We start from the raw sequence: 12,453 nt of genomic DNA, 5'->3' as shown, positions 1-12,453 counted from the left end.
AACTCCGGTTATAAAAGCGCGGCGCATTATACACGGACGCTATGCGTTACTCTATTCCAGTTGCTGGAGTTCGCCGCGAGGCGTTACCCGCCAGCGATGCTGACAGAAATAGAGTAGCGGGTTGTCCTGGTTACTATCACTATAGCCACTGTAAAGTCGCAGCGGCGTGCCGATTTTGCGTTCCAGTTGCGCGACCTTTTCATGGCCGAGACAGCGCATGGTCAGCACCCAGCCGCCATAGCCGCGCTGGATCTGACTGGCGATAAGATTAACGCGTGGTAACCAGGGCGTATCGAAATAAACCGCTTCGACCAACGGCTGAGGGGAACCGGTAATCAACCAAATGTCGGCATCGGAACTTAACAGATAGCTGGTCAGACGTTCCTGCACTAGCGGAAAGGCTGTAACATTGTCGCGAAACCAACGCACAAAATCGGCCTGCAACGCCTGTATACGCGCTTCGCTATGACCAAAGGTACAACCCCATAGCAGCAGGCTCATCGGCCAACGTGCCGCTCGGCCCTTGATTAATAATGCAATGACAATGATCGGCAACAGCGGCAGAACAAGTAGCGCATTCAGCGGCTGGCGGCGCAGTAAGTAGCGCAGAAAACAGCCAAACATATCCTGTTGATGCAATGTTCCATCTAAGTCAAAAAACACCACACGACGCTCGTGAGTTGCCAAACCATACCCCTCTGGACTGATACATCCTGATTAATTTTTGCTACTACATAGCCTAACAGATAGATCATCACTTTTCTGGCATCAATCTATCGCATAATGGCTGACTGGAATTTTTAATTCATGGTAATTGACTGTGATGGAATATAATATTCGCTCGCTTGTGTCTCATATTGCCTGTTGTCGCCATTAATTCATCGCGAGGAAAGATATGAACGGCTTACTTCGTATTCGTCAGCGTTACCAGGGACTTGCCCAGAGCGATAAAAAGCTGGCGGACTATCTCCTGCTACAACCTGACACTGCCCGCCACCTTAGCTCCCAACAACTGGCCAACGAAGCCGGAGTCAGTCAGTCCAGCGTAGTGAAGTTCGCGCAAAAACTCGGCTATAAAGGTTTTCCGGCCTTAAAGCTGGCATTGAGTGAAGCTCTGGCAAGCCAACCGGAATCTCCCTCCGTACCCATTCATAACCAAATTCGTGGTGATGATCCGTTACGGCTGGTGGGCGAAAAACTGATTAAAGAAAATACTGCTGCCATGTACGCAACACTGAACGTCAATAGTGAGGAGAAGCTACATGAATGCGTAGCGATGCTTCGTTCTGCACGGCGGATTATTCTGACCGGCATTGGCGCTTCCGGCCTGGTGGCGCAGAATTTTGCCTGGAAGCTGATGAAGATTGGTTTTAATGCTGCCGCTGAGCGTGATATGCACGCGTTACTCGCTACAGTACAGGCTTCATCGCCGGACGATTTGTTATTAGCCATCTCATACACGGGCGTGCGGCGCGAGTTAAACCTGGCAGCAGATGAGATGTTACGAGTGGGCGGTAAAGTGCTGGCCATCACCGGTTTCACCCCCAATGCCCTGCAACAGCGCGCTTCTCATTGCCTGTATACCATAGCCGAAGAACAAGCGACGAATAGTGCTTCGATCTCTGCATGTCATGCTCAGGGAATGCTAACGGATTTGCTGTTTATTGCACTGATACAACAAGATCTCGAGTTAGCCCCAGAACGCATTCGCCACAGCGAGGCTCTGGTGAAAAAACTGGTTTGAGTAAAGAATGCGCGTATAATGCCCGCCCGGTTTGTGTTGTTTTGAGAGTTTCCTTATGGCGCTGTTAATCACTAAAAAATGCATCAATTGTGATATGTGTGAACCTGAATGCCCGAATGAGGCGATTTCAATGGGCGATCACATCTACGAGATTAACAGCGATAAGTGTACGGAATGCGTAGGTCACTACGAGACGCCAACCTGCCAGAAAGTATGTCCGATCCCCAATACCATTGTGAAAGATCCGGAGCATGTCGAGACGGAAGAACAGTTGTGGGATAAGTTTGTGCTGATGCATCACGCGGATAAAATTTAGTATTTTGCTTCTGGAGCAAAATATTGATTATTTACTCTTGTAAAACGAAATTATTATATTTATTTTCATGTTGCCATTAATAAACACATTCATTAAATAAAACTCCATAATATCTGCGCAGACACTTAATTATCATTATTAAAGGCGCGCCCGGCGGGTTCACCCGACGCGCCTTAATTACGTTTTCTGGTGTTACAAGAACAGAGGGATCAACTGTAAAATAGCAATGACGACTTTAATACCCTGTTTAATAAGGTATATCGACAATCCGTCATTTGTTTTTCCTTAAACAAGGAATACAGCCATTCAGATTAGCCCTTACATCTCCCCAAAACTGAACGTGCGAGTTACTGGAATCGAGTGCCGCAAGCTTTGATGACACCACTCGTTTCAATGGGGGAATTCAGTAATATAGTGTAGAACACAGCAAAATCTCCAATAACGACGCCAATTCTAATGTACTTATGAAAAAGTGGTCTCGTTAATCTTCTCATCAATATTAAATTCTTCGTCCCGGCTCGCATTTTTATGCCAGAAATTGCAAGTTGCTTATACAGACCAACTAAACTGCTCCATAATCATTTCTGTTGGAATCGTGTGCTGCACAATATTAAAATAGTAAAGTAACCCCCTGCTCCTTACCTGTTCGGGGGTTTTACTTTTTAAAAAGAACGGTACTTTTTTGATATTCAGGAAGGGCTTTTAACTTTCAATGATTACCGTGGCACAAGCGTAGTGGCGTTCATCTGCCAGCGTTACATGCATATGTGCGACGCCCAACTTTTCTGCCAGTTTTAACGCCTCGCCCCACAACCGTAGTCTTGGCTTGCCGAGCTCATCGTTAAACACTTCAAATTGATTAAATGCCAGGCCATTACGGATCCCAGTACCAAACGCTTTTGCCGCCGCCTCTTTCACAGCAAAACGTTTTGCCAGAAAACGCACCGGCTGATGATGCGTTTTCCAGATCTCCCATTCATTATCGCTTAATACACGTCGTGCCAGGCGCTCACCGGATCGCGCGATTACCGCTTCTATGCGAGCGATCTCCACGATATCCGTGCCTAAACCTAATATTGCCATTAGCCACGCGCTTCCAGCATCAGGCGTTTCATTTCTGCCACGGCATCTTTCAGTCCGGTCATTACTGCGCGACCAATAATGGCATGACCTATATTCAGTTCGTGCATCTCTGGGATAGCGGCAATAGCTTTCACGTTGTGATAGGTCAGACCGTGACCAGCATTAACTTTCAAACCGAGGCTTGCGGCAAAGGTCGCGGCTTTCTCGATTCGCGCCAGCTCTTGCGCCTGTTCAGCGTCCGTTTTGGCATCAGCGTAACAACCGGTGTGGATTTCGATAAATGGTGCCCCCACCTCTGCTGCAGCTTTGATCTGCTCTTCGTCAGCGTCGATAAACAGAGAAACCTGAATCCCGGCATCTGCCAGACGTCTGCAGGCATCGCGCATTTTGTCACGCTGACCCGCGACGTCCAGGCCGCCTTCGGTTGTCACTTCCTGACGCTTTTCCGGCACCAGACAGCAGAAATGCGGCTTCGTCTCAACGGCAATCGCCAGCATCTCTTCAGTTACCGCCATCTCCAGATTCATGCGGGTATCTAGCGTCTGACGGAGGATGCGCACGTCACGGTCTGTAATGTGGCGGCGATCTTCACGTAAATGCACGGTAATGCCGTCCGCCCCCGCCTGTTCGGCAATAAATGCGGCCTGAACCGGGTCCGGATAAGCAGTACCGCGTGCATTGCGCAGCGTTGCGATATGGTCAATGTTGACGCCCAACAGTAATTCAGCCATGACAATCCTCATCAGTCATTAAATGTTTTCACTGTCCGCTTAGGTATAAACTGCCGGAACAGTTCCCTGCTTTTTAAAGGTTTACCGCCAAGATAAGGCTTAAGGGCCATACGGGTAAAGCGTTTCGCGGCGCGCAATGTGTCTGCGTCAGGAAATTCCCGCGCATGTAACGCTTTCAACTGCCGTCCGGTAAAGGTTTTATTGTCGATAATCACACTGGCGATAAATCCTTTTTCTTCGCGGTAACGATACGTCATGTTGTCATCCACCGGCTCACCGCTACCTGCGCAATGGGTAAAATTGACGCCATAACCCAGATGCCCAAGGAGCGCCAGTTCAAAACGACGCAACGCCGGTTCTGGCGTACCCGTGATCCCTGCCAGTGCCTGGATACAATGCAAATAATCGAAAAAAAGTTCCGAAAAGCGTGTTTCGTATTCCAGTACACGGGAGAGGAGTTCGTTGATGTAAAGCCCGCTGTAAAGCGTGATACCGCTTAGCGGCAGTGCCAGCGAGACGGCTTCAGCACTGCGCAGCGTTTTGACTTCACCGCGCCCGCCAAAACGAAGCAAGAGGGGGGTGAAAGGCTGCAATGCGCCTTTCAGGGTAGAACGTTTTGAACGTGCGCCTTTAGCAACCAGACGCACGCGTCCCGATTCCTCCGTGAAGACGTCCAGCATCAGGCTGGTTTCGCTCCAGGGACGACTATGCAGTACGAATGCGCGCTGCCAGCCTTCCATCGGTGTAACTCTTAGAGATCGTCAACGTAACCGAGACTACGCAGTGCGCGTTCATCGTCGGCCCAACCAGATTTCACTTTCACCCATAGCTCAAGGTGGACAGGCGCTTCGAACATTTCTTGCATGTCTTTACGCGCTTCAATACCGATGGTTTTGATCTTGGCCCCTTTGTTGCCAATTACCATCTTCTTCTGCCCTTCACGCTCAACGAGAATCAAACCGTTGATGTCATAACCACCGCGCTCATTGGTGACAAAACGTTCGATCTCCACGGTTACAGAGTACGGCAGTTCTGCACCGAGGAAACGCATCAGCTTTTCACGAATGATTTCAGAGGCCATAAACCGCTGCGAACGATCGGTAATGTAATCTTCCGGGAAGTGATGCGTCGCTTCTGGAAGGTGTTTGCGTACAATTGCCGCGATAGTGTCGACGTTTAGCCCAGTTTCGGCTGAGATTGGCACGATATCGAGGAAATTCATTTGGCTTGCCAGAAACTGTAAGTGCGGCAGTAGATCGGCTTTCTCCTGCACGTTGTCTACTTTGTTCACCGCGAGAATCACCGGCGCTTTACCGTCACGCAGCTTGTTGAGCACCATTTCATCGTCCGGCGTCCAACGGGTGCCTTCAACGACAAAAATAACCAGCTCAACGTCGCCAATGGAGCTGCTTGCCGCTTTGTTCATCAAGCGGTTAATGGCACGCTTCTCTTCCATATGCAGGCCCGGGGTATCAACGTAGATCGCCTGATACGCACCTTCAGTATGGATACCCACAATACGGTGACGTGTAGTCTGCGCCTTGCGGGAGGTGATGGAGATTTTCTGCCCTAACAGTTTATTCAACAATGTGGATTTGCCAACATTCGGACGTCCGACGATGGCAATAAATCCGCAGTAACTTTTATCGATGCTCATTCCAGCTCCAGTTTTTTCAACGCCTGTTCGGCGGCAGCCTGTTCAGCCTTACGACGGCTTGAACCTGTGCCAACCACCGGTTCGCTCAGGCCGCTAACCTGGCAGTGGATCGTAAATTCCTGATCGTGCGCTTCGCCACGTACCTGGACCACCAGATAAGTTGGCAGAGGCAGATGGCGCCCCTGCAAATATTCCTGCAAGCGCGTTTTCGGATCTTTTTGTTTATCGCCCGGACTAATTTCGTCCAGACGAGTTTGATACCAGTTAAGGATTAATTTCTCGACAGTCTGAATATCGCTGTCGAGGAATACGCCGCCAATTAATGCTTCAACGGTGTCAGCAAGAATTGACTCGCGACGAAATCCACCGCTTTTAAGTTCACCCGGCCCTAAACGCAAGCACTCGCCTAACTCAAATTCACGAGCCAGTTCTGCCAGCGTATTACCGCGTACCAGCGTGGCGCGCATCCGGCTCATATCCCCTTCATCCACTCGCGGGAAACGGTGATACAACGCATTAGCGATAACGTAGCTTAGAATAGAGTCGCCTAAAAATTCCAGACGCTCGTTATGTTTACTGCTGGCACTGCGGTGAGTTAATGCCTGCTGCAGCAGTTCCTGATGATTAAAAGTGTAGCCCAGCTTCCGTTGAAGCCGATTAATTACGATGGGGTTCATGCGATACCAATAAATAAATGCGTCAACAATTCAGCACACGAAACAGACCTGATATGCAGGGTTCTGCTAACAGCTTTTCAGCAGTTTCAGTTGACCTGTATATGGGGACCAACGCTGTTTCGTGTGCCGTGGCGACCAGAAGGCGCCAACCTGAAACTTCGGGAGAATATTCTATACACAACGACAAGGGATGTCGTTAGCCACGGGAGATTTATCTCATAAATAATTCACGTTGCCACCATAACAGTGACAACGTGAACGGATAACGACAATTAGTGAATGCCGCCGATGCGACTTAAACGAACGCCAGTTGGCCATTCGCCTTCCTGTTTATCGAAACTCATCCAGATAGCCGTCGCCCGACCCACCAGGTTAGCTTCTGGCACAAAACCCCAGTAACGACTGTCCGCGCTGTTATCGCGGTTGTCACCCATCATGAAGTATTGGCCCGGCGGGACAATCCAGGTTGCCAGTTGTTGCCCTGGCTGCTGGTAATACATCCCTACCTGGTCCTGAGCGATAGGTACTGTCAGGATGCGGTGTGTAACATCACCCAGTGTCTCTTTACGTTCAGAAAGACGAATACCGTTTTCTTTAGTTTCGTTTTTCGGCACTTCAAAGAATCCGCTGGTCGCTTCCCCACCATTACGACGAGAGAAGGTTTGAACAAAATCGCTCGGCTCCACGTTGGAATACGTTACCGGTAGCGCGCTTTCACACGCCTGACCGGAACTGCATCCAGGTTGAATAGTCAGCTCTTTCGCAACCGGATCGTAAGTGACTTTATCGCCCGGTAAGCCAACCGCACGCTTGATGTAATCAAGCTTTGGATCTTCCGGGTATTTAAAGACCACAATATCACCACGTTTCGGATGGCCGGTTTCGATCAGCGTTTTCTGGTAGATAGGATCTTTAATACCGTAGGCAAATTTCTCCACCAGAATGAAGTCACCGATTAACAGAGTCGGCATCATCGAACCTGACGGGATCTGGAACGGTTCATAAATAAATGAACGCACAATTAACACAAGTGCCAGCACCGGAAATACAGAAGCACCGGTTTCCAGCCAACCTGGTTTTGGCGCAACTTTTTTCAGCGTAGCTTTATCCAGTGAGTCTCCAGCAGCCGCCTGCGCTGCTGCCTGACGTTCCCGCCGTTTAGGTGCGAAAAAGAATTTATCCACGCACCATAAAATGCCCGTCACCAGTGTGGCAATCACCAGAATCAGGGCAAACATATTCGCCATGCCAACTCCTAAAGATTATTTGTTGTCTTTGCCGACATGCAGAATAGCGAGGAACGCTTCCTGCGGCAGCTCGACGTTACCGATCTGCTTCATGCGTTTCTTACCTTCTTTCTGCTTCTGCAGCAGCTTTTTCTTACGGCTGATATCGCCGCCATAACATTTGGCCAGTACGTTTTTACGAAGCTGCTTCACGGTGGAACGCGCGATAATGTGCGTACCAATCGCTGCCTGAATGGCAATATCAAACTGCTGGCGTGGGATTAGATCTTTCATCTTCTCCACCAGCTCGCGACCACGGTTTTGCGAATTATCACGGTGGGTGATCAACGCCAGCGCATCGACACGTTCACCGTTGATTAAAACGTCAACACGCACCATGTCGGAAGCCTGGAAGCGTTTGAAGTTGTAATCCAGAGACGCATAACCACGCGAGGTAGATTTCAAGCGATCGAAGAAGTCGAGCACCACTTCCGCCATCGGGATCTCGTACGTCAGCGCCACCTGATTACCGTGGTAAACCATATTGGTCTGTACACCACGTTTTTCTACGCACAGCGTAATAACGTTACCGAGATATGCCTGCGGCAGCAGCATGTGACATTCCGCGATCGGCTCACGCAGTTCGTAGATGTTATTCACTGCTGGCAGTTTAGACGGGCTGTCGACGTAGATAACTTCTTTCCCCGTAGTTTCTACTTCATACACTACTGTCGGTGCCGTGGTAATCAGGTCAAGATCGTATTCACGTTCCAGACGTTCCTGAATGATCTCCATATGCAGCAGGCCGAGGAAGCCGCAGCGGAAGCCAAAGCCCAGCGCAGTAGAACTTTCCGGCTCGTAGAACAGAGAGGCATCGTTCAGACTCAATTTGCCCAGCGCGTCGCGGAAGGCTTCATAGTCGTCGGAACTTACCGGGAACAGACCGGCATAAACCTGAGGTTTAACTTTCTTAAAGCCTGGCAGCGCTTTTTCTGCCGGATTACGCGCCAGCGTTAAGGTATCGCCTACTGGTGCGCCGTGAATATCTTTAATCGCACAAACCAACCAACCTACTTCACCACATTTCAGTTCAGTACGATCAACTTGCTTCGGCGTGAAAATACCCAGGCGGTCGGCGTTATAAGTCTGCCCGGTACTCATGACTTTCACTTTATCACCCTTACGCAGGGTGCCGTTTTTAATACGGATAAGTGAAACAACGCCCAGGTAGTTGTCGAACCAGGAGTCGATAATCAGTGCCTGCAATGGGCCTTCTGGATCTCCCTCCGGCGGCGGAATGTCACGCACCAGACGTTCCAGTACATCCTGCACACCAACACCTGTTTTTGCCGAGCAACGCACTGCGTCGGTAGCGTCGATGCCGACGATATCTTCGATTTCTTCCGCAACGCGTTCAGGATCGGCTGCTGGTAAGTCAATTTTGTTAAGTACCGGCACCACCTCGAGGTCCATTTCCATCGCGGTGTAGCAGTTTGCCAGGGTTTGCGCTTCTACGCCCTGCCCTGCATCGACCACTAACAATGCACCTTCACAAGCAGCCAGCGAACGGGATACTTCATAGGAGAAGTCCACGTGACCCGGGGTGTCGATAAAGTTAAGTTGATAGGTTTCGCCATCGGACGCTTTATAGTCCAGCGTCACGCTCTGCGCTTTGATAGTAATACCACGCTCACGCTCAAGATCCATGGAATCGAGAACCTGTGCCTCCATTTCACGGTCAGACAGGCCACCGCAGATCTGGATAATACGGTCAGACAGCGTCGATTTACCGTGGTCAATGTGAGCTATGATCGAAAAGTTACGTATATTCTTCATAAAGTATGATTATTGTGCCTTAATGCCCGGTTTAACCAGGCTTTTAGAAGTCGCTGTTCTGAGCTTAACGTCTGTATTAATAGAAACGCCGCATTCTACACTACAACATTGAGGCGAGGAAATGTTCATACCGTATGGATTGTGGTATCTGGAAACGTCCTCGCATTTGTTATGCAAAATACAATAAAGCCAGTGAAATCACTGGCTCGCGTCTTCCGAAGATGCTTCATATCGCACAAGGCCAGGCGGCAATGCCACACTTAAGATGATCGGTTGCCATTCTGTTCGGGCGGCAAACTTACGTGAGTATCCTCGCGCAATCAGGAATCCACCAACGCCGCCGAGGATTGCTCCGCATAATGCTGCAATATCTGAAGCAAAGAGTAGCTGAAATAACGAAGCGACAAGGAATAATCCCACCAGCGGCGACATATAAACCAATAATGCGGAGCTAAGCAGGCTGCTTTCAGCGATTCCCAATTCAACTTTCTGCCCCGGCACTAACGGTTCATCACAGGATACGACGATGGTATGTGTGGTTTGCGGGCCTAGTTTATTCAACACGCGACTGCCGCAACCTGCGCGGGAAGCGCAACTGCTGCATGAAGCTTTAACATCGCAACTGACCAGCGCCTGCCCGTTTTGCCAGGAGACGACAGTAGCCCACTCTTTGATCATTCCGCTGCCCCAAACTTAATATTCTCGGCAATTCGTTTCGCCGTTTGCGGTGGCAGTTCACCAACAATGGTGATTTCCGCGTTGTCGCGTATGCTGGTGCTGACCGTTCGGCGTCCGGTTCGCAACATCTGATCGGTACTGGATGGCGTAGCGCGGTTAACGTTTACCGAGAAGCTGAACAACCCGTCGGAATAGAGACGCGATTCGATGGGCATGTTATCCATCGTCGGTAACGGACGTCGACTGCTGGAAACTTCGCTAAAGCCCTGTGGCAACCAGGTTGGAGCCCAGTTAAATTTGGCTTTCTCACAAACAGGTACAGAAAGCAGAGGCGGCAAGTTTGCCTTCGCCAGTGTCTGCATACTGTTGCTGATATCCTGATTAACGTTGAAAGCGATCACGCGGAATTGCTCCAGTGTCTCACCATCGCGATCAAGGAGATCAACCCGCATCGGTAATTTCGATTCGGTGTCCATCCACACGACGTAGCTGTAGCGTGTGCCATCACGGGCTACCACGCGGATTACCTCACATAAGCGGTCAGCAATACGGGTGCGCCCCACAGAGATAAAGTCGTAGTAAGGAGAAAGGCGTTTGAAATCGGTATAGATGAGCGATGGCAGAGAATCAACAATGTAATCGCCATTAAGAGTGAACGGTTCAAGGCCCGGTTCAAAGTAGCTGATTTCATTGCCGCGCTGTACCACTTCCCGGCGCGGGCCATCCATTTGCAACAACTGTGCAAGAGGACGGTTATCGAGGCGTGCATGTCGATAACGCAGAGACTCAACACCTTGTTTATTGATGCTGATGAATGACAGCTCGTAATTCAGTGACTGGCTAGCCAGGTTCATCTGCTGTAATAACGCCCCGGACGCGGGAGTGGCCGAGGCGTTAGCAGAGAATAACAGGCTACCTGTCACTAATGACATGGCAAACCAAAGTTGCTTCATTACTGCGATTGCGTTCCTAAAGTTTGAATTCCTGGCACCTGTACAGCGGCTTGCTGTGTCTGTGCCTGCTCAAACTGAAGCTGTTCGGAGTGGAGTCGACGTTGCAATTCGTAATCCTGCAACATGGCATTAATGCGACGACGCTGCTCCTGTACCTGCTGCTGTTGACCATTGTTCGCGGTCGCTTCAGAAGGTACTCCCAGGCTTACCGGACTGGCTTTACCCATCATCGGCAGAGTATTAAATACCGGTGTTTCGGGCTGCTGGGACGTTTCAGATTGTCCATTATAGTGCTGGACGCCAACGATAACTGCAAGCGATACGCATGCCGCTACCCCCATTTGGGTGAGCTGTGCCGCCCACGGACGAACTTTCTGCCAGAATGGCATTTTCTGCCATTGATGCGGCGCAGGCTGAGCCTCTGGGATCAATATCGTCGGTTGGCGAACGGGCTCTTCTTCAATGGCGGCCATCACGCGTGAAGAGATATCGAAATGGAGTACCTCAGGAGTATCACCCCGCATAGAGTCACGGATTAAGTGATAATTTTCCCAGGTTTTCTGCATCTCCGGGTTGTGAGCCAGTTCGTTAAGCAGCTCACTATCCAGCGTTTCGCCATCCATTAAAGCGGAAAGTTGTTCTTTCTGCATGCCTAATACCCTTATCCAGTATCCCGCTATCGTCAACGCCTGATAAGCGGTTGAACTTTATTATCAATAGCTTCCCTCGCTCGGAAGATACGTGAACGCACCGTACCCACCGGACAATCCATGATAGCGGCTATCTCTTCATAGCTCAGGCCATCCAGCTCCCGCAAGGTTATTGCCATGCGTAAATCTTCCGGGAGGGACTCAATAGTTCGGAAAACTATCTGTCTCAGTTCTTCTGACAACATTAAGTTCTCAGGGTTCGAAATTTCTTTCAGCGCGCCGCCACTTTCGAAGTTTTCTGCTTCAATGGCATCCACATCGCTGGAAGGTGGACGACGCCCCTGAGCAACCAGGTAATTTTTTGCCGTATTAACAGCAATCCGATACAGCCATGTATAAAAAGCACTATCTCCCCGGAACGAATCCAGCGCACGATAGGCTTTAATAAAAGCTTCTTGTACCACATCGGGAACATCACCCGACGGCACATAGCGGGAAACCAGACTCGCCACTTTATGCTGATAGCGCACTACCAGTAAGTTAAAAGCTTTCTGATCTCCCTTCTGGACCCGTTCAACCAGGACCTGGTCCGTTAACTGCTCGCTCATCCGAGGTAAAGTCTCCCCAAACCAAATTTCCACGCGCTGTCGAAACGCCACTCCATTAGCTGCAATTTGAGCAAACAAAAGATTAGAGTGTCTCGTTTTTGTAAAGTTCCGTAACGCATCTGTTTTTGTTTGTCATGCTGTAGACGGATCATTATCTATCATTATAAGTCTACAGAATCTGAATAACGCATTATCTGTGCAGAAATACCCATTTAACTGCCTGAAGAGTAACCCAACGGCCTTTTTATTTCACCACCTAATCCTCCGTCGACGAGCAACTTCCCTTTTTTCCGC

Annotated in this window: 16 protein-coding genes; 2 read left to right on the top strand and 14 right to left on the bottom strand. The window is 49.8% G+C overall.

Annotation, left to right across the window (positions count from 1 at the left end; all coding sequences use genetic code 11):
- Positions 1-51: 51 nt before the first annotated feature.
- Positions 52-687, bottom strand: coding sequence for a phosphatidylglycerophosphatase C (yfhb, locus tag C1192_RS22720; RefSeq protein ID WP_038354382.1), 636 nt, complete (start codon positions 685-687; stop codon positions 52-54).
- A 208-nt stretch (positions 688-895) separates the two neighbouring features.
- Between yfhb and C1192_RS22715 the strand changes: the two genes are divergently transcribed.
- Together C1192_RS22715 and yfhL are read left to right on the top strand one after the other, a co-directional pair.
- Positions 896-1,744, top strand: coding sequence for a MurR/RpiR family transcriptional regulator (locus tag C1192_RS22715; RefSeq protein ID WP_001013776.1), 849 nt, complete (start codon positions 896-898; stop codon positions 1,742-1,744).
- Positions 1,745-1,799: 55 nt separating this feature from the next.
- Positions 1,800-2,060, top strand: coding sequence for a 4Fe-4S dicluster ferredoxin YfhL (gene yfhL, locus C1192_RS22710; RefSeq protein ID WP_001196284.1), 261 nt, complete (start codon positions 1,800-1,802; stop codon positions 2,058-2,060).
- 192 nt (positions 2,061-2,252) lie between these two features.
- On the opposite strand, the gene C1192_RS26280 is transcribed toward yfhL, so the two are convergent.
- The 13 genes from C1192_RS26280 to rseD form a co-directional block, all read right to left on the bottom strand.
- On the bottom strand, positions 2,253-2,327 hold the full coding sequence (locus C1192_RS26280) for a hypothetical protein (RefSeq protein ID WP_487249908.1): 75 nt from the start codon (positions 2,325-2,327) through the stop codon (positions 2,253-2,255).
- Between the two features lie 435 nt (positions 2,328-2,762).
- Complete coding sequence (gene acpS, locus C1192_RS22700) at positions 2,763-3,143, bottom strand: holo-ACP synthase (protein ID WP_038354381.1); 381 nt, start codon at positions 3,141-3,143, stop codon at positions 2,763-2,765.
- Positions 3,143-3,874: a pyridoxine 5'-phosphate synthase gene (gene pdxJ, locus C1192_RS22695; protein WP_001516896.1), complete on the bottom strand. Its 732-nt coding sequence runs from the start codon at positions 3,872-3,874 to the stop codon at positions 3,143-3,145. Before pdxJ ends, acpS begins: the two co-directional genes overlap by 1 nt.
- A gap of 11 nt (positions 3,875-3,885) precedes the next feature.
- The gene (recO, locus tag C1192_RS22690; protein ID WP_038354380.1) at positions 3,886-4,614 is read right to left on the bottom strand and encodes a DNA repair protein RecO; all 729 of its coding nucleotides are present in this window, start codon (positions 4,612-4,614) and stop codon (positions 3,886-3,888) included.
- Between the two features lie 11 nt (positions 4,615-4,625).
- On the bottom strand, positions 4,626-5,531 hold the full coding sequence (era, locus tag C1192_RS22685) for a GTPase Era (protein WP_000020738.1): 906 nt from the start codon (positions 5,529-5,531) through the stop codon (positions 4,626-4,628).
- Positions 5,528-6,208: a ribonuclease III gene (gene rnc / locus C1192_RS22680; RefSeq protein WP_001068343.1), complete on the bottom strand. Its 681-nt coding sequence runs from the start codon at positions 6,206-6,208 to the stop codon at positions 5,528-5,530. The genes era and rnc overlap by 4 nt, the downstream gene beginning before the upstream one ends.
- A gap of 272 nt (positions 6,209-6,480) precedes the next feature.
- Positions 6,481-7,455: a signal peptidase I gene (lepB, locus tag C1192_RS22670; protein ID WP_038354379.1), complete on the bottom strand. Its 975-nt coding sequence runs from the start codon at positions 7,453-7,455 to the stop codon at positions 6,481-6,483.
- A 15-nt stretch (positions 7,456-7,470) separates the two neighbouring features.
- The gene (gene lepA, locus C1192_RS22665; RefSeq protein WP_000790174.1) at positions 7,471-9,270 is read right to left on the bottom strand and encodes a translation elongation factor 4; all 1,800 of its coding nucleotides are present in this window, start codon (positions 9,268-9,270) and stop codon (positions 7,471-7,473) included.
- A gap of 198 nt (positions 9,271-9,468) precedes the next feature.
- Positions 9,469-9,948: a SoxR-reducing system protein RseC gene (gene rseC, locus C1192_RS22660; protein ID WP_016249085.1), complete on the bottom strand. Its 480-nt coding sequence runs from the start codon at positions 9,946-9,948 to the stop codon at positions 9,469-9,471.
- Positions 9,945-10,901 carry a sigma-E factor regulatory protein RseB gene (gene rseB, locus C1192_RS22655; protein WP_038354378.1) on the bottom strand — a complete coding sequence of 319 codons (957 nt, stop codon included), beginning with the start codon at positions 10,899-10,901 and terminating at the stop codon, positions 9,945-9,947. Before rseB ends, rseC begins: the two co-directional genes overlap by 4 nt.
- Positions 10,901-11,551 (bottom strand): anti-sigma-E factor RseA, encoded by a 651-nt coding sequence (gene rseA / locus C1192_RS22650; protein ID WP_001168447.1) that lies wholly within the window; start codon positions 11,549-11,551, stop codon positions 10,901-10,903. Before rseA ends, rseB begins: the two co-directional genes overlap by 1 nt.
- Positions 11,552-11,583: 32 nt before the next feature.
- Complete coding sequence (gene rpoE, locus C1192_RS22645) at positions 11,584-12,159, bottom strand: RNA polymerase sigma factor RpoE (protein WP_001295364.1); 576 nt, start codon at positions 12,157-12,159, stop codon at positions 11,584-11,586.
- Positions 12,156-12,311: a rpoE leader peptide RseD gene (rseD, locus tag C1192_RS25225; protein WP_010378892.1), complete on the bottom strand. Its 156-nt coding sequence runs from the start codon at positions 12,309-12,311 to the stop codon at positions 12,156-12,158. The genes rpoE and rseD overlap by 4 nt, the downstream gene beginning before the upstream one ends.
- Positions 12,312-12,453: the final 142 nt, after the last annotated feature.

Source organism: Escherichia marmotae (assembly GCF_002900365.1).
In the GTDB taxonomy this organism is placed as follows: domain Bacteria; phylum Pseudomonadota; class Gammaproteobacteria; order Enterobacterales; family Enterobacteriaceae; genus Escherichia; species Escherichia marmotae.
This window is presented reverse-complemented; position numbering and strand designations above follow the sequence as displayed.